This window comes from Tardiphaga sp. OK245 (genome assembly GCF_900108575.1).
Classification (GTDB): Bacteria; Pseudomonadota; Alphaproteobacteria; order Rhizobiales; family Xanthobacteraceae; genus Tardiphaga; species Tardiphaga robiniae.
In genome coordinates, this window is the sequence record NZ_FNWZ01000004.1 from 438,147 (window position 1) to 462,029 (window position 23,883).

The window sequence follows — 23,883 nt, forward strand, 5'->3', positions numbered from 1 at the left end:
TGTCCTGATCGATCAGAAGCCGAGCGCGAGACCATCCTTGCGGTGGTCCGAGGCGCCGAGCAGCACGCCGCGCTCGTAATCGATCTGGATCGCCTGGCAGCCGCCGATGCCGGTATCCATCATCTGCAGCGTATGGCCGCGGGCGGCCAGATCGTTGCGCACCGCTTCCGGGATGGTCTTTTCAAGCTGCAGCAGGTTGTTGGTCGCGAACGAGCGCGGCGCCTCGGCAGCGGCCTGGATGTCCATCTTGCGGTCGATCACATCGGATATGAACTGGGCATGGCCGGTGGCCTGATAATGGCCGCCCATCACGCCGAACGGCATCACCGCGCGACCGTCTTTCATCAGCATGCCCGGGATGATCGTGTGCATCGGCCGCTTGCGCGGGCCAAGCGAATTCACGTGGCCGGGCTTGGCACGGAAACTCCAGCCGCGGTGATGCAGCAGGACGCCGGACTTCTTCGCATAGATGCCGCTACCGAACGGGCCGAACAGCGAATTGATCAGTGACACGGCGTTGAGATCGCGGTCGACCACGGTCAGATAGACGGTGTCCTTGTGGATGACCGAGTCCCAATGCTCTTCCGGCGAAGCGTGCTTCATGTCGATCTTGGCGCGGAGGTCGCCGATGAACTTGTCCGACAGGAAGCGCTCGACATCGACCTGCCCGTAAGCAGGATCGCAGAAATAGGCATCGCGCGTGCGATAGGCCGCCTTGGTCGCCTCGGCGAGCACATGGATGCGGTCGGCCTCGCTCAGATTGGCCATGTCGTAGCCGGCCAGCACGCGCAGGATCATCAGTGCGGCGAGTCCCTGGCCGTTTGGCGGGCATTCGGCGACATCATAGCCGTGATGATTGGCCGAGATCGGCGTCACATAGTCGGAGCGCTGCTCATTGAAATCATCGGCCTCGTGCACGCCGCCAACGGCGCGCAGCGTGGTGATGATGTCGTCGGCCACCTGGCCTTGGTAGAAGCCGTTACGGCCCTCGCGCGCGACCCGGCGCAGCGTGGCAGCGAGCGCCGGCTGGACGCGCTTGTCGCCGATCGCGGGGGCATGGCCGCCCGGCAGGTACTGCGCGGTCGCGTCGGGATGCAGTTCCAGCTTGCGGCGCCATTTGGCCCAGTCGGCGGACACGCGCGGCGTGATGAGGAAGCCGTTCTCGGCCGCATCGATGGCTGCGGCAAACACGTCGGCCAGCGGCTTCGAGCCGTGATCCTTGCTGAGTGTGCACCAGGCATCGATGGCGCCGGGCACGGTGACGGTCTCGACACAGGTCTCGGGAATGTCGCGGGCGCCGGACGCCGCATATTTCTCGGAATCGATCTTGGCCGGGGTACGGCCGGAGCCGTTCAGCGCGATCGGCGCGCCGCCTTTCGGCGAATAGAGGGCGAAACAATCGCCGCCGATGCCCGTCATCGCGGGATCGGCCACGCATTGCACGGCGACCGCCGCCAGCGCCGCATCGATGGCATTGCCGCCTGATTTCAGCATCTCCACTGCAGCCAGCGTCGCCAGCGGATGCGAGGTTGCGGCCATCCCGTGCTCGGCAACGGCGACGGAACGGGCAACGGCCATGAAATCACGCATGAGAGTCCTCTATCGGTACGAAGCCGCCTGGCGCAGATCGCGCGATGAGGCGGGAGAGATGCGGTCGAGCGCCGAGCAGATCGGCCCCCAGGCGCGCGGGGATGGCGTGTGGTTTAGCGTGTGAATCGGCAGCGTGGTAGCCGTTATGACAACAATGAGACTGGCAGCCGCTACCGCGAATACGATATCGCGCCGCAACCCAGCCGTGCATCTGACGAGCTAGTTCCCGAGTGAACGGCGCGGCGCTGAGCGTGCCGTCTCATATTCATCGCGCGTGCGGGCGACCAGCGTCGCTACGGGCTCGATTGCAGCAACACCTGAGACAGAGTGGCCTGCGCTCCAGACGTCGCGCCATCGCTTGACCCCGGACGTCGCTTGCCGGCCATAGAGCGCATCGGCGCGTTCTTTGGTCATGTCCGTCGGCAGATCTTTCGGATCAAGGCCCGCTGCGACAATCGAGGGAACCAGCGTATTGGTTTCCAGGCCGGTGAAAGCCCGTGACAGCAGGACATCGTCGAGCTCGGACGTGACGAGCATCCGCTTGTACTCGTCCACTGCCATGCTCTCCTCGGTGGCAATGAACTTGGTGCCCATATAGCTGAGATCGCAGCCCAGCACCTCGGCGGCAAACACCGCCTGCCCGTCCGACACACCGCCGGCCAGCACGACCGGCCCCTCCCAGAACGAGCGAACCGCACGCACGAACGAAAAACCGTTGACCCAGCCGGTCTGCCCGCCGGCACCCGCCGTCAGCAGGACGAGCCCATCGACTCCCGCTGCAATGGCTTTCTTCGCATGCCGGATCGAAGCGACATCGGCAAACACCATACAGCCTGCCTCATGCAGCGGACCGACGACCGCATCCGGCGGTCCGACGCTGGTGATCACCATCTCGCAGCCATGCCGGATCACCGTCGCCAGATCATCCTGCAAGGTCTCGCGACGAATGATGAGATTCGGACAGAACGGCGCGTCGTCCGGCCCGAGCGCGCCGAGAATGCGCGCTATCCAGCCATCGAGTTCATCATCGGTTCGGCAATTGGCCGTCGGAAACGAACCGATCACGCCAGCCTTGCACGCGGCGATGACGAGTTCCGGGCCTGACACGCGAAACATCGGCGCTGCGATCAAAGGCACCGACAGCCGCGGCCGAATTGTTTCCGCAAACCGCGCGGCACTCGCTTTGCCGCTGAGGTCGTCGATCCCGTGGCGGTCGCCCGAAGACAGCGGCATCTTTTTCCATCCCTCTCATTTTTCGGGAGGATAGCCGGAATTCCCCGGTGACCGCTATAAGCCGGGCGGAATGTCCGGCATGACGCGGCTACTCCGCGGGCGATGCCACTGCGTGCTCCTGTGCGTGGCCCTTCTCGTCCTTCTTGCGGCCCGGAAACAGGCGCTGCACCAACACATAAAGCACCGGCACGAAGAAGATGCCGAGCGCCGTCGCGGTGACCATACCGCCCGCGACGCCGATGCCGATGGCATTCTGGCTGGCCGAACCTGCGCCGGTCGCCATCGCCAGGGGCAGTACGCCGAGAACAAAGGCCAACGAAGTCATCAGGATCGGGCGCAGACGCTGCCGTGCAGCGTGCAACGTCGCCTCGACCAGCGACTTGCCCGCCGCTTGTTGCTCGATAGCAAACTCCACGATCAGAATCGCGTTTTTCGCGGACAGGCCTATCGTCGTGAGTAGACCGACCTGGAAATAGACATCGTTGGCCTGCCCGAACATCGTGGCCGCCGCCAGCGCTCCAAGGATGCCGATCGGCACGGACAGCATCACGGCGAAGGGGATCGACCAGCTCTCATAGAGGGCCGCGAGGCAGAGGAACACGATCAGTACCGAAATCGCATAGAGATAAAGCGTCTGGCTGCCGGTCAACCGCTCCTGAAACGACAGTCCGGTCCATTCATGCGTGTAGCCGGCCGGCAGTTTCTTCACCTGCTCGTCGACCGCGGTCATCGCGGTGCCCGAACTGGTGCCGGGTGCCGCCTGTCCCTGGATCTGCACGGCCGCCACGCCATTGTAACGCTCGAGGCGCGGCGAGCCGTAGCTCCATCTCTCGCTCGCGAAAGCTGTGAACGGCACCATCGAGCCCGACCCGTTGCGCACATACCATCTTCCGATATCGGTCGTCCCCATCCGGAACGGCGCGTCGCCCTGCACGTAGACCTGTTTCACGCGGCCGCGGTCGATGAAGTCGTTGACATAAGAGCCGCCCCACGCCGCCGAGAGCGTCGTGTTGAGGTCGGTCAGGTTGATGCCAAGCGCCGTGGCTTTCGGCTGATCGATATCGAGATTGAATTGCGGCGTATCATCCTGTCCGTTCGGCCGCGACTGCGCGACACGCTTGTCGCCTGCAAGCTGTCCGAGCAATTGATTGCGGGTCTTTAGCAGCTCCTCGTGGCCGGCACCGCCGGAGTCCTGCAGATAGAAGTCGAAGCCACTGGCATTGCCGAAGCCCGGCAGCGACGGCGGCAACACGGTGAAGGCCATCGCATCACGAATCTTCGAGAAAACTGCCATCGCACGTCCGGCGATGGCCTGTGCCGACTTCGCGTGATCCGCACGTTCCGCAAACGGCTTCAGGCTGATGAATGCGAGGCCCACATTCTGGCCTTGCCCGGCGAAGCTGAAGCCGCGCACCGCAAACACGCCCTGCACCGTATCCTTCTCATTCTCCATGAACTGGTGCTCGACCTGCTTGATCACGTCGAGCGTGCGGCCGGCGGTGGCGCCCACCGGCAGCTGGATCAGCGAGATGAGCGTGCCTTGGTCTTCGTCGGGAAGGAACGAGCTCGGCAACCGGACGAATAGCAGCACCATGCCGGCGACAACGGCGACGAAAGCGATCAAGGCAGCGGCGGGCCGCCGTACCACAGCGCCCGTGGTCTTTTCATAGCCACTCGCGGTGCGATCGAAAGTGCGATTGAACCAGCCGAAGAAACCGCGCTTCTGGCCATGACTCTTCTCGGGCTTTTTCAGAATCGTCGCGCACAACGCCGGCGTCAGGATCATCGCCACCAGCACCGACAGCACCATGGCCGACACGATGGTGAGTGCGAATTGCCGATAGATGATGCCGACAGAGCCGCTGAAAAAGGCCATCGGAATGAACACCGCTGACAGCACGACACCGATGCCGACCAGTGCGCCGGTGATCTCGTGCATCGACTTCTCGGTCGCCTCACGCGGCGACAGGCCCTCTTCCTCCATCACGCGTTCGACGTTCTCCACCACGACGATGGCGTCGTCGACAAGCAGGCCGATGGCGAGCACCATCGCGAACATGGTCAGCGTGTTGATGGAATATCCGGCAATCGACAGTACGCCGAAGGTGCCGAGCAGAACCACCGGCACGGCAATAGTCGGGATGATGGTCGCCCGCCAGCTCTGCAGGAATACAAACATCACGATAAAGACCAGCACGATCGCCTCGAACAGCGTGTGAACGACCTTCTCGATCGACAGTTTCACGAATGGCGTCGTGTCATAGGGATAGATCACCTTCAACCCCGGCGGCATATTCACCGTGAGCTGATTGATGCGTGCCTTCACGCCCTCCGACGTCGCCACCGCATTGGCGCCGGTCGCCAGACTGATGCCCATACCCGCCGCCGGCTTGCCATTGTAGCGCGCTACGGCGTCATAACTCTTGGAGCCGAGCTCGACGCGAGCGACATCCTTGATGCGGACCGTCTGGCCAGACGTGCTGGTCCGCAGTATGACGTCGTTGAATTGCTCGATGGTCTGCAGCCGGCTCTGTGACGTGATCGTCGCATTGAGCTGCTGTCCATCGACCGCCGGGAGACCGCCGAGCTGGCCGGCGGTCACCTGGGTGTTCTGCGCCTGAATGGCCGCGGTCACATCACCTGGCATCAGATTGTATTTTGCGAGCCTGTCGGCATCGAGCCAGATCCGCATCGCATATTCGGCACCGAACAACTGCACCTGACCCACACCGGAGACGCGGCTGATCGGTTCGTTGATCGAACTCGCCACATAATCCGCGATGTCGCTGGCGGTCATGCTGCCGTCCTCGGAGACGAAGCCGAGAACCATCAGGAAGCTCGACGACGACTTCACCACGCGCAGGCCCTGCTGCTGCACGACCTGCGGCAGAAGCGGCATCGCAAGCTGCAGCTTGTTCTGCACCTGCACCTGCGCGATGTCGGGATTGGCCTCGTTGCTGAAGGTGATCGAGATCTGCACGGTGCCGGTCGAGGTCGAGTAGGACGACATATATTGCAGATAGTCGACGCCAGTCATGTTCTGCTCGATGACCTTGGTCACCGAGTTCTCCGCCGTTTGCGCATTGGCGCCCGGATAGGTCGCGGAGATCGTGATCACCGTCGGTGCGATCTGCGGGTACTGGGCGATCGGCAGCCCGAGAATCGCCAGCAGGCCACCGAACATGATCAGGATCGCAAGGACCCAGGCAAAGATCGGCCGTTTGATGAAGAAATGCGACATGCCCGTTATTCCTTGCGGGCCGCGAGCGCAGCGTCGGGGCCCGCGTCAGCCTGCTTGCCGGGATTGAGGGTCAGGCCGGTGGCGGGATCGACGGTCACCTCGACAGTCCGGGCATTGGCGCCCGGCTTGACCTTCTGCAATCCGTCGATGATCACGCGATCACCCGAGGCAGCGCCGCGTTCGACAAGCCAGTTGTTGCCGATCGCCTGAGCGACTTCGATAATGCGCTGCTCGACCTTGCCGTCCTTGTCGACGAACATGGCGGTCGCTTGCCCGAGCGGATTACGCGACACCGCACGCTGCGGGATCATGATCGCAGTGGGATCGACACCGGCTACAACGCGCGCACGCACATACATGCCAGGCAATAGCGCCCGGTTTGGATTTGCGAAGATGGCGCGGGTGCTGACCGAACCGGTCGCCTCATTCACGCTGGAATCGGTGAAGCTGTATTTGCCCTTCTGGTCGTAAGTCTTGCTGTTCTCCAGCAACAGCTCGATCTGGACACGACCATCCGGCTGCTTCAACCGGCCGCTCTGAAGCTGCGAGCGCAGCCGCTCCATTTCCGAGGTCGATTGATCGAGATCCACATAGATCGGATCGAGTTGCTGGATCGTGGTCAGCGCACTGGCCTGGCTCGCGGTGACCAAGGCACCCGGCGTGATCGACGACTTTCCGATGCGACCTGAGATCGAGGCGGTTACCTTCGTGCGGTCAAGCGCGATTGCCGCGGTATCGCGATTGGCCTCGGCAGCTTTAAGATCGGCTTCGCCCTGCTTGAAGGTGGCGACGGCATCGTCGACATCCTGCTGACTGGCAGCATTGGTCTTGAGCAACTGCGTCTTGCGCTCGGCCTTGAGCCGCACGCTCACGAGATTGGCTTGCGCCTTCAGAACCGCAGCCTCCGCGCTTTCGAGCGCAGCCTGATATTGAACCGGGTCGATCTCATAGAGAAGATCGCCTGCTTTCACTTCCGAACCTTCGACAAAGTTTCGCTTCTGCAGGATTCCCGTAACCTGCGGCCGCACTTCCGAGACCTGATAGGCATTGACCCGGCCGGGAAGCACGGTGGAGACCGGCGCCTCCCGCGTCTTCAGAACCAGGACGCCAACTTCAGGCGCCGGCGGAGTCGCAGCTTCCTTCTTCGCTTCGCCACATCCCGCGAGCGCCAGCAGGCCAACCAGGGCGAAAGGGCGCACCAATCCAAGACTCATCATCAGTTCACCAATGCAAAACGGCGTCCGGCATCCGCGCAAATCGCGGACGACGTCGCCGTTGGAAATATGTGGAAACTCTTCGGTTTCCGTGCAGGAAACTTGGTAGTTTCCTTTCGGGAAGTCAAGCGCTATACTGCTGGGGAAGTCGCTGCTCAAGCGTTTGTGAGACGGCCTCGGTTAACAGGATCGATGCGCAATGGTTGCACCAGCAAGTGCGAGGAAGAATCGCGATGGCACTTTGTCGCAGGCAACGCGTCTGCCGCCGGCGGGTCCTGCCGCATCGAGCACTTCGGCTTCACCATCCGACGAACGCACCGAGCATCTGCTCACGGTGGCCAAAGCCACCTTCACGTTGAAGGGCTTCGCGGCGACCACCATGGATGACATCGCTGGCGCCGCCGGCATGTCGAAGAAAACGCTCTACAAGATGTTCGCCAGCAAGAGCGAGCTGTTCCGCGCGATGCTGCTGCGCAGCCTGCCGCAAGTCCGCTTTGGTCACGCGGAAGCCAAAGGCACGCCGATCGACCAGTTGAGGCTATCCCTGAAGCGAATTGTCGATATAGCGCTGGCGCCCGACGAGATCGCGCTGCATCGGCTGATCATCAGCGAGCGCCTGCTCTCCCCGGATATCGCCGGCATCTTCGCCGAGGTCATCTTCGAACTGGGCGCCCGGGACGTGGTAGAGGCCCTTAAGCGCGTGACACTCCGCTCCGAGCTGCGCGATCAGCCCATCAAGCAGGTCTCCGAAATGCTGCTCGGAATCGTGTTCGCCAATGATCACTTCAGGCTGATGGCGGATAACAGCTATCGCCTCAACCGGCGCATGCTCAACACGCGGATCGAGTTGGCGATCGCGATGTTCTGCAAGCCTGCCTGATCACGTATCCGATTTCTTAACCGATTGATCACCATAATCGGCCAAGCTGCGCCATTGCGCGGCATACCGCCGCGCGCGCTTGGACCGGATACGGCATGTTCCAGATGTTCCTGCGGGCCCGTGCCCAGAACTATCTTCGCAGCCTTGTCGGCGAGCGTGAGTTCAGGGCGCGTTCGGCTGAACGCGATGCCGAAACTGATCGCAAGCGGCTGGATTACGTCCTTTCGGCCCTCGATAGCGCACTCAGCAATGCCGAAGCCGAGCAGGCCGGCCTCACCCGCCGCGTCGACGATGTGCTGGCGCGCGCGGCCGTGACCTTCGGCAATGGGGACGATGAGTATCTGACGCGGGAGAAGCTCGACAGCGATCACCTGGACCTGTTCGAGACCGAAATTTCAAACGGCCAGCGCCGGTTGCGCGACCTTACAGTCAGCATCTCGCACTTCAAGTTCCTGAAGACCGCCATGCTGTCGCGGTTTCCGGATTACAAAGGCCCCGCGTCGCGGGCGTCATCGTAACGGCAGATGCCTATTCGCTTCGGGCGGAATCCTTGGCATCGCTCCAACGCCGCTTGAAGCCCGCCGCATCCGGCGAACTGCCATCGCGATTGCGCCGCCGCTCACCGCTGAATGTCCGCATGTGGTCGTTCACAAATGACATCAGTTCGTTGCGGAAACGCTCGGCCGAGAATTTCTCGGCCTGCATCCGGCAGTCAGCACGCGAAAATGAGCTTTCATTCGCCACGAAGGCACGAACGCATTCCGCAATCGCTTTCGGCTCGTTGGAATCGAAAAACATGCCGGTGCGCAATTCAGGAGAGGCCGAAACCGTCTCGCGCGCGCCGCCCCGGCCGAACGCCAGAACCGGCGCACCCTCGGATTCCGCTTCGACAACGATAATCCCGAAGTCCTCCTCGGCGGCAAAGACAAAGGCACGCGCCGTCGCCATCAATTCGCGCAGCTTCTCATCACTGACAAAGCCGACAAACGTCACGTTCGGGCCGGCGATCGCCTTCAGTCGCTCCGCATCCGGCCCGTCGCCTGCGACGATCAGCTTCTGATCCGGCAGTTCGGCAAAGGCCTGGATCACGGCTTCGATCTTCTTGTAGGGCACCAGACGACTTGCCGCGAGGAAGTGGTCTCCGGTAGGCAGATCAGGCGGCAGCTTCGACATGGTCACCGGCGGGTAGATGACCTTGGCGTCGCGGCCATAGACCTTCTTGATCCGCTTGGCGACGAAATTGGAGTTCGCCAGCATGGCGTCCGGACCGTGGGCCGTGCGCACGTCCCAGATCCGGATGCGGTGCAGCAGTGCCCGCGCCAACGCGCTCTTGATGCCAGCGGTGTAACCGCTTTCATTCAGATAAGCGTGCTGCAAGTCCCACGCATAACGCATCGGCGAATGCACATAGGATACATGAAGCTGGTTCGGGCCGGTGATCACGCCCTTGGCCACCGCATAGCTGCTGGAAATAACCAGGTCGTAACCTGACAGATCGAACTGCTCGATCGCGATCGGCATGAGTGGCAAGTATGACCGATGACGTTTGCGGATGAACGGCATCTTCTGCAAGAAGCTGGTACGCGCCTTCTTGAAGCCAATCTTGGCGCGATCTTCCGGCGTCAGCACATCGAACAGCGTGAAAACGTCCGCTTCCGGATAGCACTGCAATATCTCGCGCAGCACCTGCTCGGCACCGCCCAGCGTGTAGAGCCAATCGTGGACGACAGCGACGCGCATAGGACCTCAACGGCGGAAACGACGAATCTGGGCTGACCTGAAAATAGACCAATGCGCCCCTTCTACAATCCACTCCTACAACTTGCGTTAATTCGATTGCGAACTGTCGGTAAAAATTGAATCAATTCAGATGTGTTCTGATAATCTCTCGGGAAGATGCTACCCGGTTCGCAGGACGCGGTCGGACCATGTCCATCCAGGGCAGACGAGCGCGCATTCTGGCGCACCATCCGCGCCATTCAGCATAACGAGAGTTCTTGCGCATGATGACGTTACGCCAGGTTGAAGTGATCCGCGCCGTCATGGTGACGGGCACCATTGGCGGCGCTGCCAAACTCCTGAATGTGTCCGCGCCCGGCATCAGCCGCCTGGTCAAATACACCGAGAAGTCGCTCGGCATCCGCTTCTTCCAGCGCCAGAACGGACGCTACTTCCCGACCCCTGAAGCGCAGAATATTTTCGAGCAGATCAACGGTGTCTATAAGAAAGTCGACGATCTCACCGAGATCATCTCCAAAATCGGCCATGGAACGCTGTCGGAACTGCGCATCGGATCGGTTCCCAGTATCTCGCAGGTGATGGTGCCACGCGCCATCGAACAGGTGCGGCGGCGTTATCCCGGCCTACGGATCGACATCAACATTCTGAAGCTTGAGGAGGCGATCGACTATCTGCTGCTCGGTCGCGGCGACTGCGTCGCCATGAGTTATCGGCTCGAACATCCCGGGCTCGATTTCATGCCACTGGCATCCGGCGAATTGTTCTGCATCGTGCCGGAGGGACACGAACTCGCAGGTCGCAAGCAGGTGTCGGCCAAGGAGATCATCCGGTATCCCCTCATCGGCATCGATCCCAATGATCCCTACGGTCGGATCATGGCGGAGATCTTCGCCCGCAATAAACTCAAATACGACATCACCATCCGGGCGAGATTTGGCACCACGGTCTGTGCCCTGGTGAAGGCAGGGTTGGGCATCGCGGTTATCGACCAGTTCACGGTGGCCCATGGCGGCTATCCCGGCGTCGAGGTGATCCGCATCGTCGAACCCACCCGGTTCGATACCTATGTCGCGGTGAAACGCGGCGCGCCGCTGTCACTGCATATTGAGCATTTCATCGACTGCCTGCGCACCGAGATGCGTGCAGTCGGCTCTCACAAGATTGCCGCTGCAAAGCCGGCCTCGCGCGTCCGTAAAAAATAACATCATGTTATGTTTGTTGTATAACAGGGTAATTGTGTTAGATCGCCGCCGCGCTATCTTCTGTCCTGTTTCTGATGATGATTGACAGTATTGGCCATCCGTTCATGACCTCTTCGACGCCCCATACCCCGGCGACGGGCCAACGTTTCCTCACCGGCCTGCTCGGCGCGCCGATCGCGCATTCAGCGTCACCGGCGATGCACGAGCGGGCCGCAGACGCCATGGGTGCACGCTGTTACTATCAGCTGATCGAGATCGCCGGTGCCGACCGCGGCGATTTGCGCGCCGTTCTGGACGGCGTCCGTCGCCTCGGTTTTGCCGGCATAAACGTGACCTTCCCCTATAAGGAAGCCGTGGTCGATCTGCTCGACGAGCTCTCGCCCGGGGCCAAGGCCATCGGCGCCGTCAACACGGTCGTGGTCCGCGACGGCAGGCTGACTGGCCACAACACCGACACCACGGGCTTTGCACGGGCCGCCAAGCAACTGGTCGCCAATTCCAACCACGGCCCGGTCGCGGTCATCGGCACCGGCGGCGTCGGCAAGGCCATCGCCTTTGCATTGGCGGATCTCGGCGTTTCGGAGATCCGGATTTTCGATACGGACACGGCCAAGGCCCGGCATCTCGTTTCCCTGCTCCACAACCGGCAAAGCATCCGCGTGGTGGACAGCGTCGATGACGCCGTTCGCGGTGCAGTCGGCATCGTCAATGGCACCCCCATCGGCATGTTGCCCAACCGCGGCACGCCGGTGCCCGATGCGCTGCTGCATGCGGAAGCGTGGGTTGCGGATGCGGTGTACTCCCCGCTGTGGACGCCGCTGCTCAACGCGGCCAAGGCCAAAGGCGCGCCGGTCATGACCGGCCGCGATCTGGCGATCTACCAGGCCGCCGATGCCTTTGAGTTGTTTACAGGATTTGCGCCTTCACCGACTGAAATGGGAATTGCTTTCGACGCCGTCATGGTCAAAAGGTACCCGACACCAAACGCAGCCTGAATGAAGCGGCCGCTCATAAGGCCGCGCCCACAAACACAACAATAGCAACAGGAGGATTCCATGAAGCCAGTGTTTTTGGCGAGCGCCCTGCTCGCGACTGTATTGACCGGTGCTGCCATCGCGCAGTCCGGAGCCCCTATTAAACTCGCCAATGTCGCCGAATTGTCCGGCGGCGGCGCTACCGTCGGCACCAACTGGAAGAACGGCATCGATCTCGCGATCGAAGAAATCAATTCCAAGGGCGGTGTACTCGGCCGCAAGTTGGAAGTGACCCACGCAGACTCGCAGTCCAACCCCGGTGTCGCCCGCGCCCAGGTTCAGAAGGCACTGGACGCCGAGCCTTATGTGCTGCTCGGGCCCGGCTATTCCGGTTCGGTGAAGGTCACTGCGCCGCTCGCGGCTGAAGCCGGCATCGCGCAGATCATGGGCGGCGAAGCCGCCGAACTGACCCAGGCCGGCAACAAGTTTCTGTTCCGGACGTCGTTTGGTCAGCAGTCGTCCATGCCCAAGGTCGCCAAATACATCAATGACGAACTGAAAGCGAAGTCTGTCGCCATCGTCTGGGTCAACAACGACTTCGGCAAAGGCGGGCGCGATTCCATCAGCAAGGAATTCGCCAAGTACAATATCAAAGTCGCGGCCGATCTCTCCACCGAAGCCGGCCAGGCCGACTTCGCGGCCGATGTCAACAAGATCAAGTCGGCAGCGCCGGATGCAGTCTTCGTTTACGTCAACGAAGAAGAGAGCGCGCGCATACTCAAGGAGTTGAAACGCCAGGGCATCACTGTGCCGCTGGTCGGCGAAACCACGCTGGTCGGACAGAAGGTCGTCGAACTCGCCGGCGACGCGGCCAATGGCGCGCGCGGCCATGTCGGCCTCACCACCGACGCGCCGGTCGAACTGATCAAGGCGTTCCGCGACAAGTTCGTGAAGAAGTACAACTACGTCCCAGACCATAACGGCCTCAAGGGCTGGCTCGCGATCTACATGATCAAGGCCACCACCGAGAAGATGGGCAAGGTCGATTCCAAGGGCTTCGCCGATGCCCTGCACGGCTTCACAATCACCGCCGCCAAGGAGCCGGGCATCCTGATGGACGCGACCTTCGACGCCAATGGCGACATCGATAGACAGGGTTTCCTGGTCGAGATCGTCGAGGGCAAGCAGGTCGTCAAGCAGGTGCTGCCAAAGCTCGGTAACTGAGGCCACGCGTACTTAACCTCTCCCCGCTTACGGAGAGAGGTCGGAGCCGAGCGGAAGCGAGGCTTCGGGTGAGGGGGAGCAAGTGTTTTACTTGCAAGAACCCCTCACCCCAGCCCTCTCCCCGCAAGCGGGGCGAGGGAGCGCGCGGCCGGTGCTTTAGCTGCCGGCCATTTGGAGAACCACATGTCCAACCTTCTCGATCTCCTTATCGCAGGTCTTGCCACCGGGGCGATCTACGCGATCGTCGCCGTCGGCTTCACGCTGCTGTGGCAGACCTCACAGACCATCAATTTCGCGCAGGGCGAATTCGTCATGCTGCCGGCCTTCCTGATGCTGGCGGTGATGCATGCCGGTGCACCGTTCTGGCTGGCGATCCTGATTGGCATCGCGCTGTCGCTGCTGCTGCTGGGCCTCGGCTTCAAGATGTTGCTGGTCGATCCAATGCTGCGCCATGGCGTGCTGCCGCTGGCGATTGCGACCATGGCCCTGGCCATCGGCATCAAGGAAGCCGCCAAGCAATTCTGGAGTGCCGAAGCCTCACCATTTCCATCGATCATCCCGGGCGGTGACGTCACGATTTTCGGCCGCGTCGTCGCCCTGCAGAGCATTGGCGTGCTGGTGCTGGCGATTCTCGCTGTGCTCGGCCTGACGACGCTGCTGAACCGCACCTCCATCGGTCACCAGATGCAGGCTGCCGCGCAAAACCCGACCGTCGCGCGCATCATCGGCGTGCCCGTTGAACGCATGATCCTGCTGACCTTCCTGATCAACGCGTTTCTGGTCGCGCTGGCCTCGCTGCTCATCACGCCGATCTATCTCGCCAAGTTCTCCAACGGCGAAGTGCTTGGCCAGGCCGCATTCATCGCCGCCATTGTCGGCGGCTTCAACCAGGTTCGCGGCGCCATTGCCGGCGGCCTGCTGATCGGCGTCGTCGACAATCTGTCAGCCGCCTATGTCTCCACCCAGTATCGCGCCGCCGTGCCATTGGTTCTGCTGATCGCGATCATTCTGTTTCGGCCGCAGGGCATGCTCGGCCGGCCCGAGGAGCGCACCGTATGACCGCGGCGAAGACCCTCAAGATCGGCTTCGGCATCGTTGTCATTGCCGCGCTGATCATCGTTCCGATGAATTTCAACCGCTACGGTCTGTTCATCCTGAGCCAGTGGGCCGTGATGACCATCGCCGCCATGGGGCTCAATCTGACGCTGGGCTATGCAGGGCAGGTCTCGCTGGCGCAGGGCGCCTTTGTCGGCATCGGCGCCTATACCGCGGCGATCATGACCACCAGCGGCATGCCGCTGATTGGAGCGCTCGGCGTCGCCATCGTGCTGTGTTTCGTTATCGGCTGGATCCTCGGCTATCCAGCCCTGCGCGTACAGCACCACTATCTGGCTTTTGTCACCCTCGCCTTTTCGACGCTGGCCTTCCTTGTTTTCCGCAACGAGGACTGGCTGACCAAGGGCATTTACGGCATCAGCAACATCCCTCGCCCCGAACTCTTCGGCTATCCGACGCGGCGGCCGTTGCCGTTCTATTATGTCTGCCTGGGCTCTCTCGGCATCGTCTCGCTAGCCGTCTGGTGGCTGATCCGTTCGCCTTGGGGCCGTGCTTTCATCGCACTGCGCGAAAATCCCGTGCGTGCTCTCTCGCTCGGCATCGACACACGGCGCTATACGCTGATGGCCTTTGCTATCGGCTCCGCACTCGGCGGTGTCGCCGGCACGCTCTATGCGCCGCTGACCCAATATGTCGATCCCGTGCCGTTCCATCTGTCGTTGTCACTCGACCTCCTGATGATGGTGATCGTCGGCGGCTCCGGTTTCTTCTTCGGGCCGTTCCTTGGCGCGATGATCGCCGTGTTGCTGCCTGAATGGCTGCGCTTCACGCAGGGCTACTACCTCATGCTTTATGCCATCGCGGTGATTCTGCTGCTGATCTACTCACCTACTGGCATTCTCGGCATCCTCGACCGTTTCATCTCTGAACGCCGGACAAAGGCGGCCTCGGCCCAGCGCGCCGTTGCGAAGGCCAAGCTGGAGGTGACGCCATGAGCGTGGTTCTCGAAGTCAGCAATATCCGCAAGAGCTTTGGCGGCATCAACGCCGTCAACGGAGTGTCGTTCGATGTCCAGGAAGGCGAAATCCTCGGCCTGATCGGCCCCAATGGCTGCGGCAAATCCACGCTGTTCAACTGCATTCTCGGCCAGCTCACGCCGAGCGCCGGGGAAGTGAAGGTCGACGGCAAGGTGGTCACCGGTATGCGACCTTCAGATCTGAACGGCCTTGGCGTCAGCCGCACCTTCCAGCTCCTGCAGGTATTCCCAAAGCTCTCGGTGCGCGAGAACCTGATCCTTGCCGGGCAGGAGCATCAGGGCAACATGCTGTCACGCCTGATCGGCCCGTCCGACGCCGGACTGACCGAGGCTGCCAACCAGATGATCGGCTTCTTCAAGCTCGACCATCTCGCCAACGAGCCTGCAGGTGGCCTCTCCTACGGCCAACAGAAGCTACTCGATGCAGCAATGGCCTTCATGGGCGGACCGCGGCTGGTGCTGCTCGACGAGCCTGCCGGCGGCGTCAACCTGACCATGCTCGCGGATCTCAAGGATCGCCTCGCGGCGATCAACCGGGAGAAGCGCGCCACTTTCGTTGTCATCGAGCACAACATGGAATTCGTGATGTCGCTCTGCACACGCGTGATGGTGATGGCCGAAGGCAAGGTTCTTGCGGTGGGACGACCGGACGAAATCCGCGCCAATCCTGCCGTGATCGAAGCCTATCTTGGACATTGAGGATAGTGCCATGAGCGATGCAATCCTGGACGTTCAGAACCTTGTCGGCGGCTACGGCAAGATGACGATCTTGAATGGCACCACCTTCTCGGTGCCGGCTGGGTCCATCACCACCGTCATCGGGCCAAACGGCGCCGGCAAGTCCACGGTGTTCAAGGCGATCTTCGGTCTGCTGAAGCTGCGCGAAGGCAAAGTCGTATTCAAGGGCAAGGACGTTACCGGTCTCAGCCAGCGCGCACTGCTGACGGCAGGCATCTGCTATGTCCCGCAAGGCCGCAACATCTTCCCGGAACTCACGGTCCGTCACAATATCGAACTTGGTGCCGTCGCCGCCGGCCGCGACATTACCGACCTGCCCGCGCGCATCGAGGCTGCGCTCGATAAATTCCCAGTGTTGCGCACCAAGGCGAAGCAACAGGCCTCGACGCTATCCGGCGGCGAGCAGAAGCAGCTCGAAATCGCCCGCGGCCTCTTGCTCAATCCGCAGCTGGTGCTGATCGATGAACCTTCCATCGGGCTGTCGCCGCTGATGGTGTTGCAAACGTTCAATATTCTGAAGGAGCTGCGTGACCGCGGCGTCTCGATCCTGATGATCGAGCAGAATGCACGCTCGGCACTGGAGATTTCCGATTTCGGCATCGTGCTGGAGCTCGGCCAGACCCGTCTGATGGACAAGGCCGACCGCGTGCTCAACGACCCCCGTATCGGACAGTTGTTCCTCGGCGGCGCCATGACGGAGACCGCGGCATGAGCACGATGCGGATCGGCGTGGCGGGCGCAGGTGCGATCGGCCGCAAGCATGTCGAGCTGATCGAGGCCTCAAGGGATTGCGTCGTCGCGGGGATCGCCGACCCCTCGCCCGAAGCGAAAGCATTCGCGTCGGCGCGCGGCATCGACTGGTATGCCGACCATCGCGAACTGCTTGAAGAAGCGCAGCCCGACGGCCTGATTGTCGCTTCCCCGAACGCGCTGCATCTGGCGATGGCGCTGGACTGCATCGAACACGGCATCCCGGCGCTGGTGGAAAAGCCGGTCACCGACACCGTGATGGCGGCGCAGGAGTTGCTTCGGGCTACCAGGCGTTCCGGCGTGCCGGTGCTGGTCGGCCATCATCGCCGTCACAATCCACGCATCAAGGCGATACGTGACGCGATTGCTGCCGGGCAGATCGGTCAACTCACCGCCGTGGTCGGGCTGTGGCTGCTGAAGAAGCCCGACGATTATTTCGACGTCGCCTGGCGACGCGAGCCGGGTGGCGGTCCGGTCCTGATCAACCTGGTGCATGACCTCGACAATCTACGCTTCATCTGCGGCGAGATCGTCCACGTGCAGGCGCTGACCTCGAACAAAGCGCGCGGCTTCGCGGTCGAAGATACTGCGGCGCTGCTGCTGAGATTCGCCAATGGCGCGCTCGGCACGGTGACGGTGTCCGATGCCACACCGGCGCCATGGAGCTGGGAATTGTCGTCCGGCGAAAACACCGCCTACGCCCGCGAAAACCAGCCCTGCTATCTGTTTGCCGGCACCAAGGGCTCGCTCTCCGTGCCGACCATGGAGCTGTGGTCCTATCCCGATGCCAGCGGCTGGTTCACGCCGCTCGCCCGCACCGATCTTGTCGCGGCGAATGACGATCCGCTGGCCGAACAGCTCCGGCATTTCCTCGCCATCATCGCCCGTCGCGAAGCGCCCTTTATTACCGTCGAGGATGCCATGGGTACGCTCGCTGTTGTTGAAGCCGTACAGCAAGCAGCGCGCACCGGCATGCGCGTCTCGCCCGGCCAGATCGTGGAGCAGGCTGCATGACCAAGCTCTCAATCGCCACCGTCTCGCTATCAGGCGCACTGGACGAAAAACTCCGCGCCATCGCTGCTGCCGGCTTCGACGAGGTCGAGATCTTCGAAGCGGACCTTCTCTCTTTCAACGGAAGCCCGCGGGATGTCGGCCAGATGTGCCGCGACCTCGGCCTGACCATCTGCGCTTTCCAGCCCTTCCGCGACTTCGAGGGCATGCCGGAGCCGCAGCGCAGCCGCAACTTCGCGCGCGCGGCGCGCAAGTTCGACCTGATGAAAGAGTTGCAGACGGACTTGATGCTGATCTGCAGCAACATCTCGCCGGCCTCGCTCGGCGGTATCGACCGCGCCGCAGCGGATTTTCGTGAGCTTGGAGACCTCGCCGCGCAGCATGGCATGCGTGTCGGCTTCGAGGCCTTGGCCTGGGGCGCCCATGTCAACGACTATCGCGATGCCTGGGAGATCGTGCGCCGCGCCAATCACCCGTCCATCGGCGTGATCCTCGATAGCTTCCATGCACTGGCCCCGGCATTTCCCGTCAGTGCCATTGCATCCATCCCGGCGGACAAGATCTTTCTGGTGCAGCTCGCCGACGCGCCGAAGCTGGGCCTCGATGTCTTGTCCTGGAGCCGGCATTTTCGCTGCTTTCCCGGTCAGGGCGACCTGCCCGTGGCTGAGTTCATGGAAGCGGTGCAAGCCACCGGCTATAGCGGCGCGTGGTCCCTCGAGATTTTCAACGACCAGTTCCGCGCAGGCTCTGCTGTTCGCACAGCCACTGACGGATTGCGCTCACTGATCCTGTTGCAGGATCAACTGGCAAAGACACCGGCCGACGCCCTGCAGCCGAAGACATCGACCCGCGGCGTCGGCTTCATCGAATTCGCCGTCAATGAGACCAAGGCGACAGACCTTGCGACGCTGCTCAGCCAGCTTGGCTTTCACAAGACCGGCGCGCATCGCAGCAAGGACGTCGAACGCTGGTCGCAGGGCGCCATCGAACTCGTGATCAATTCAGAGCCGGACGGTTTCGCGCATTCACATTACGTGACGCATGGCCCCGGCGTGTGCGCCATCGCACTGGACGTCGGCAATACCAAGCAGGCCATGGCGCGTGCTGAAGCCTTGCAGGCGCGGACGTTCTATCAGCCAGTCGGACCGGGCGAACTGGAAATCCCGGCGATCCACGGCGTCGGCGGAAGTCTTCTCTATTTCCTGGAAGCGGCCGGCAAGAACTGGGACGTAGATTTCGAGCCGCTGCAGAGCAATGCCGGTACAGACCATCTATCCGTCGTCGATCACATCTCGCAATCGATGCCCTATGACGAGATGCTGTCATGGCTGTTGTTCTACACCGGCATTCTCGACCTGCAGCGCCTGCCGCAGATGGAAATTCCGGATCCGGTCGGCCTCGTGCAAAGCCAGGCGCTGATATCAGCCAATCAGTCGCTGCGCATCATCCTGAACGGATCATCCGCAACGCGCACGCTGTCGAACCGCTTCATCTCGGAGTTCTTCGGTTCCGGCGTGCAACATATCGCGTTCTTGTGCGACAATATCTTTGCCGCTGTGGCCGATATGCGCAAACGCGGCGCCAAATTCCTGCGCATTCCCGACAATTATTACGATGACGTGGAAGCCAAATATGGGCTCGATGCCGAGCTGATGGCTGCGCTGCGCGACAACCAGATCCTGTATGATCGCGAAGGCGACGGCGAATTCTTCCAGATCTACACGCCGAGCTTCGATGAGCGCTTCTTCTTCGAGATTGTCGAGCGCCGCAACTATCAGGGATTTGGTGCGGCTAACGCCGGTATCCGTCTCGCAGCTCAAACGCGTGACGCGCGGCCTGTGTCCGTGCCGCGCGCCTGACGAACTCGTTAAGGCTTACTTCGGCCGAACGCTTTGATCGCCACCGGGACTGCCGGGCGGGGGAATCACCGGCGTATTGCTGCTATCCGAATTCGGCGCGCGTGCCCGCATCGCGGGATCGACATTGCTCGGCGGGCACAGAACGCCATCTGATTTCGCGAGTTTATCGCCCAACGGCTCCGGGCTCTGGCCGGTCGTCGTACCGCTCGGAGCAATCGTCCCCTGTGGGGTCGTTTGTGTGGGTGCACAATTGGCATTTGCGCGCTCTGCCGATGGCGGCGCGGTCTGTGCGGGAGGCGTGGCAGGCGTCGGCGGCGCCTGCGCGAAGGTGGCGCTGGAACCGGCGATGACTAGACCTGCGATGACGAGCGACTGTTTGATCTGCATCCGGAGCCAACCGCGGGCGCGAACGGAGGTTCCGGTCCGCGCTCCACAGTCAGGATTTAATGTAGCGGATCAGCGAAAAATGCCCCATCGGCGGCATCGGCCGCCGCTCGGCCAGTGTGATCCCGCCATGGACCGTTGCCCAGTCCACCAGCCGCTTCCACGGAAATTCCGGTCGCCAGCCGAGACGGCGCGCCAGCGGCGCAAAGGCCAGTTCGAAAATCTTGCGCGGACCGCTTTCAGCGCCGATGTGATTGACGAGAATGAGCTCGCCGCCTGGTTTCAACACGCGGATGAAATCGTCCAGCGTCGCTTCCGGATCGGGTACGGCAGTGATGACATATTGCGCCACCACAGCATCGAAATGATTGTCGGGGAATGCGAGGTTCTTCGCATCCATAACCGCCAGCGTTTCGACATTGGTGAGATTGTGGGTGCGGACGCGCTCATGCGCCTTGCGCAGCATCGGCTCGGAAATATCGACGCCGCAAATCTTCGTGGTGCGGGCGTAATCGACCAGCGACAGACCCGTGCCGACGCCGACATCAAGGATGCGGCCGCCAATGCGATCGGCCTCGATAATGGTCGATTGCCGACCGCTATCGAACACCTTGCCAAAAACGAGATCGTAAATCGGCGCCCAGCGCCCGTAAGCCTTCGCGACCCCCGCGCGGTCGATATCGCCAGCCATGCCCCTACCCTGAACTCTTACACACGCATCGCTGCGACGGCGGGGACATTAGCATCGCGGGGGGAGGTGCTGACAGGGCTTTTCGCCGCAGCGCTCTTGATGAAGCCGCCGCCGAGCACGCGGGCCTGCCCGTCCGGCGCGTCGTAGAACACACAGGCTTGGCCGGGCGACACGCCCTCTTCGCCGCCGACCAGTTCGATCTCGTAGCCGCCATTCACAGCACGCAACCAGGCTGGCTGTGGTCCACGGGTCGAGCGAACCTTGACGAACAGCTCGAGGCCATTGCCAACGGCGCGATCGAGCGTGCCGCCGCCGATCCAGTTGACGTCGCGCAGCACAATGCGGTGCATCCGCAAGGCCTCACGCGGGCCAACCACCACGCGACGGGTGACGGCATCGAGTTTGATCACATAGAGCGGCGCGCTCGCTGCAATACCGAGGCCGCGGCGCTGACCGATGGTGAAATGGATAATGCCGTCGTGGCGGCCGATAACATGGCCGTCCATATCGACGATCTCGCCCGGCTCGAGCGCATTCGGCTTCAGACGCTCGATCACGTCAGTGTAGCGGCCGGACGGCACGAAGCAGATGTCCTGGCTGTCCTGCTTGTCGGCGACCGACAGATCGAACTGCCGGGCCAGTTCGCGGGTCTGCGGCTTGCTCATGTCGCCGAGCGGAAAGCGGAGATAATCGAGCTGTTCCTGCGTAGTCGCGAACAGGAAATAGCTCTGGTCGCGATCGGCATCGGCAGCGCAGACCATGGCACGCGAGCCGTCAGCAAGGCGGCGTGAGGCCACGTAATGCCCGGTCGCCAGCGCCTGCGCGCCGAGATCGCGCGCGGTCGCCAGCAGATCGCGGAACTTGACCGAACGATTGCATTCGATGCACGGCACCGGCGTTTCGCCGGAGGCATAGCTCGCGGCGAAATTGTCGATGACGGACTCGCGGAACCGGCTTTCGTAATCCAGCACATAATGCGGGATCCCGATCCGCTCGGCGACGTCGCGGGCATCATGGATGTCACGGCCGGCGCAGCAGGCGCCCTTGCGATGGGTGGCGGCGCCGTGATCATAGAGTTGTAGCGTAATACCGACGACGTCGTAGCCCTGCGACTTCAACAGCGCAGCCGTCGCCGAAGAGTCGACGCCGCCGGACATGGCGACCACGACCCTGGTGTCCTGCGGACGGCCTTCGAGATCGAGATTGTTGAGCATGGTTTCGGTCACTGATGCGACCGCGCTGGCTGCAAACCGTCGCGATCAGGAAAACGGAGCCAAATCCCGGAACTTAAGGTCGGTCCGACAATGGGTTGGGATATGGCACTTTAATATAGGCCGCCTTGCGCTCAATCAATCACGGCGCCTCGCCGGAAACGGCAATTCTTGCCGCCGGGCAGAAAAGATAATGCCGCGACGGTCCCCACGGAGGTTCCATCCGAATTACAACATACTGATTTATATAGATATTTTTATAAAACGAGAGGTGGCCCGGTCCTTGCTGAAAGGAGGATAGAACTCTTCTGGAAAGGCCGCCCGTGGTTAGCGTCACGTCCGATATCGTCTCAAACGTCTCGTTTCAGAACGCACGATCGAATTCGTCCCGCGACGATCAGCGGTCGGATGCCGACAGCTTCGGCTCGCTGGTCGACAGCAACACCGTTGCCAGCGCTAATAGCGACCGCACCGCGGCAGCCCAGCCTGATCTGCCAGCACCCGCACGGCGCGACGACACGCGCTCCTCGAGCAATGACCGCACACGGCAGTCCGACGATCGCGCCGACACCGCGGCCGCCAATGCACGTGACCGCGACACCCAGGCAGCCGATGCCGCGCAGGACTCCCGCAAGGCAAAGAAGAGCGACCCGAGCGACACGAAGGCCGATTCCAAGGCCGACGCGAAGACGGGCGACAAGACCGACACCAAGGACGCCTCGTCCAAGGATACCGACAAGACCGCAACGACCGATGTCGATGCAACGGGCTCAACCGAGAAGCCCGTCGCGGTCGCCGCCGTCGCCGTTGCGATCCCCGTGCCCGTGGCCACGACCGATGTTGCAGTAGCTCCGACAGCGCCAGAAACCACCGGCGTTGCACAGCCTCTCGCCATCGCTGCAGCCGTTTTGAAAGCCCAGACGGCAGTGACCGAAGCTGCAACGGCTGATACCGAAGCGGCGCCTGCAACGACGCCCCCGGAAGCCGAAGCGAATTTCGCGGCACTAATCGCATCCGCGACGCCCGCGGGCGGCAAAGCCGGCACGAAGAAGACCAGCGCAGCCGATGCCACAACGGGATCAACGGCTGAGGTCAAATCAGAAGACAAGACGAAGGCGGCCACGACGACGTCCACGCAGCCAGTCGACGCGGCCGCAGCGGCAACAGTCGGCAAGGACGCCAAGCCGGGCGACAAACCCGTCGATGGCGTAGCAACCGACCCGACCGCCGTTGCACCGGAAGCTGCAAAGCCTGCGGCTGGCGCTGCCCATGAGCGTCGTACCGAACACACCGCCCAGGCTGCAATACCGGATGTAGCTGCGCCGACCACCAATAGCTTGCAGCAGCAACCGTTGCAGACCACACCGACGCCGATTGCCGCTGCGACCCCGCAATTGACCGCCACGGTCGCAACCAACGCGCCAGTGCCTCTGAACGGCGTCGCCGTCGAGATCGCGCAGAACGCCAAATCGGGAAAGAGCAGCTTCGACATCCGGCTCGACCCTGCCGAGCTCGGCCGTATCGATGTCCGGCTTGAAGTCGACAAGCATGGCAATGTCACCTCGCATCTCACCGTCGAGAAGCCGGAAACCCTGACCATGCTGCGCCAGGATGCACCGCAACTGCAGCGCGCACTCGAACAGGCCGGCCTCAAGACCAACGACAGCGGACTACAATTCAGCCTGCGCGATCAGTCGCAAGGCCAGCAACAAAATAGTGGCGAGAATTCGGGCCGCAATGCCCAGCGCCTTGTGATCCATGAAGACGAGTCCGTGCCTGCGATTGCTGCGGGCCGCGGTTATGGCCGCATGCTGGGATCCAGCAGCGGCGTCGATATCAGTATCTGAGG

Annotated in this window: 20 protein-coding genes; 12 read left to right on the forward strand and 8 right to left on the reverse strand. The window is 62.1% G+C overall.

From position 1 onward, the window contains the following. Positions 1–12: 12 nt before the first annotated feature. The 4 genes from ggt to BLW80_RS20710 form a co-directional block, all read right to left on the reverse strand. Positions 13–1,590 (reverse strand): gamma-glutamyltransferase, encoded by a 1,578-nt coding sequence (gene ggt / locus BLW80_RS20695; RefSeq protein ID WP_093759427.1) that lies wholly within the window; start codon positions 1,588–1,590, stop codon positions 13–15. 219 nt (positions 1,591–1,809) lie between these two features. Next, entirely contained in the window at positions 1,810–2,823 is a 1,014-nt protein-coding gene (locus tag BLW80_RS20700; RefSeq protein WP_093759428.1) for an NAD(P)H-dependent flavin oxidoreductase, read from the reverse strand. Positions 2,824–2,911: 88 nt separating this feature from the next. Beyond that, complete coding sequence (locus tag BLW80_RS20705) at positions 2,912–6,064, reverse strand: efflux RND transporter permease subunit (protein WP_093759429.1); 3,153 nt, start codon at positions 6,062–6,064, stop codon at positions 2,912–2,914. A gap of 5 nt (positions 6,065–6,069) precedes the next feature. Then, positions 6,070–7,263: an efflux RND transporter periplasmic adaptor subunit gene (locus BLW80_RS20710; protein ID WP_244528363.1), complete on the reverse strand. Its 1,194-nt coding sequence runs from the start codon at positions 7,261–7,263 to the stop codon at positions 6,070–6,072. Between the two features lie 214 nt (positions 7,264–7,477). On the opposite strand from BLW80_RS20710, the gene BLW80_RS20715 reads away from it, so the two are divergent. Next, positions 7,478–8,158 (forward strand): TetR/AcrR family transcriptional regulator, encoded by a 681-nt coding sequence (locus tag BLW80_RS20715; protein WP_093759430.1) that lies wholly within the window; start codon positions 7,478–7,480, stop codon positions 8,156–8,158. Positions 8,159–8,253: 95 nt separating this feature from the next. Next, complete coding sequence (locus BLW80_RS20720) at positions 8,254–8,676, forward strand: hypothetical protein (RefSeq protein WP_093759431.1); 423 nt, start codon at positions 8,254–8,256, stop codon at positions 8,674–8,676. A 10-nt stretch (positions 8,677–8,686) separates the two neighbouring features. On the opposite strand, the gene BLW80_RS20725 is transcribed toward BLW80_RS20720, so the two are convergent. Continuing rightward, positions 8,687–9,898, reverse strand: a complete 1,212-nt coding sequence (locus BLW80_RS20725; RefSeq protein ID WP_093759432.1) for a glycosyltransferase — start codon at positions 9,896–9,898, stop codon at positions 8,687–8,689. Positions 9,899–10,161: 263 nt separating this feature from the next. On the opposite strand from BLW80_RS20725, the gene BLW80_RS20730 reads away from it, so the two are divergent. The 9 genes from BLW80_RS20730 to BLW80_RS20770 all read left to right on the forward strand — a co-directional run bounded on the left by BLW80_RS20730 (position 10,162) and on the right by BLW80_RS20770 (position 19,748). Next, on the forward strand, positions 10,162–11,100 hold the full coding sequence (locus BLW80_RS20730; RefSeq protein ID WP_068733475.1) for a LysR family transcriptional regulator: 939 nt from the start codon (positions 10,162–10,164) through the stop codon (positions 11,098–11,100). Positions 11,101–11,204: 104 nt separating this feature from the next. Continuing rightward, a complete protein-coding gene (locus BLW80_RS20735; protein WP_093760019.1) occupies positions 11,205–12,095 on the forward strand; it encodes a shikimate dehydrogenase in 891 nt (296 codons plus the stop codon). A 60-nt stretch (positions 12,096–12,155) separates the two neighbouring features. Further along, positions 12,156–13,298, forward strand: a complete 1,143-nt coding sequence (locus BLW80_RS20740) for an ABC transporter substrate-binding protein (protein WP_093759433.1) — start codon at positions 12,156–12,158, stop codon at positions 13,296–13,298. 183 nt (positions 13,299–13,481) lie between these two features. Continuing rightward, positions 13,482–14,357, forward strand: a complete 876-nt coding sequence (locus BLW80_RS20745) for a branched-chain amino acid ABC transporter permease (RefSeq protein ID WP_093759434.1) — start codon at positions 13,482–13,484, stop codon at positions 14,355–14,357. Continuing rightward, positions 14,354–15,349, forward strand: coding sequence for a branched-chain amino acid ABC transporter permease (locus BLW80_RS20750; protein ID WP_093759435.1), 996 nt, complete (start codon positions 14,354–14,356; stop codon positions 15,347–15,349). Before BLW80_RS20745 ends, BLW80_RS20750 begins: the two co-directional genes overlap by 4 nt. Then, entirely contained in the window at positions 15,346–16,089 is a 744-nt protein-coding gene (locus BLW80_RS20755) for an ABC transporter ATP-binding protein (RefSeq protein WP_092139245.1), read from the forward strand. Before BLW80_RS20750 ends, BLW80_RS20755 begins: the two co-directional genes overlap by 4 nt. 10 nt (positions 16,090–16,099) lie before the next feature. Beyond that, complete coding sequence (locus BLW80_RS20760) at positions 16,100–16,840, forward strand: ABC transporter ATP-binding protein (RefSeq protein ID WP_089262047.1); 741 nt, start codon at positions 16,100–16,102, stop codon at positions 16,838–16,840. After that, positions 16,837–17,892, forward strand: coding sequence for a Gfo/Idh/MocA family protein (locus BLW80_RS20765; RefSeq protein ID WP_093759436.1), 1,056 nt, complete (start codon positions 16,837–16,839; stop codon positions 17,890–17,892). The genes BLW80_RS20760 and BLW80_RS20765 overlap by 4 nt, the downstream gene beginning before the upstream one ends. Then, a complete protein-coding gene (locus BLW80_RS20770; RefSeq protein WP_093759437.1) occupies positions 17,889–19,748 on the forward strand; it encodes a bifunctional sugar phosphate isomerase/epimerase/4-hydroxyphenylpyruvate dioxygenase family protein in 1,860 nt (619 codons plus the stop codon). The genes BLW80_RS20765 and BLW80_RS20770 overlap by 4 nt, the downstream gene beginning before the upstream one ends. Before the next feature lie 15 nt (positions 19,749–19,763). Here the strand turns inward: BLW80_RS20770 and BLW80_RS20775 are convergent, their stop codons facing one another. Genes BLW80_RS20775 through mnmA form a run of 3 tightly spaced genes read right to left on the reverse strand, consistent with a single transcriptional unit; the run spans position 19,764 to position 22,037 of the window. Beyond that, positions 19,764–20,135 (reverse strand): hypothetical protein, encoded by a 372-nt coding sequence (locus tag BLW80_RS20775; protein ID WP_093759438.1) that lies wholly within the window; start codon positions 20,133–20,135, stop codon positions 19,764–19,766. A gap of 49 nt (positions 20,136–20,184) precedes the next feature. Further along, positions 20,185–20,823: a class I SAM-dependent methyltransferase gene (locus BLW80_RS20780; protein ID WP_089262053.1), complete on the reverse strand. Its 639-nt coding sequence runs from the start codon at positions 20,821–20,823 to the stop codon at positions 20,185–20,187. Positions 20,824–20,840: 17 nt separating this feature from the next. Further along, positions 20,841–22,037 (reverse strand): tRNA 2-thiouridine(34) synthase MnmA, encoded by a 1,197-nt coding sequence (gene mnmA / locus BLW80_RS20785; RefSeq protein WP_093760021.1) that lies wholly within the window; start codon positions 22,035–22,037, stop codon positions 20,841–20,843. A 320-nt stretch (positions 22,038–22,357) separates the two neighbouring features. Between mnmA and BLW80_RS20790 the strand changes: the two genes are divergently transcribed. After that, entirely contained in the window at positions 22,358–23,881 is a 1,524-nt protein-coding gene (locus BLW80_RS20790) for a flagellar hook-length control protein FliK (RefSeq protein WP_170849747.1), read from the forward strand. Positions 23,882–23,883 lie beyond the last annotated feature (2 nt).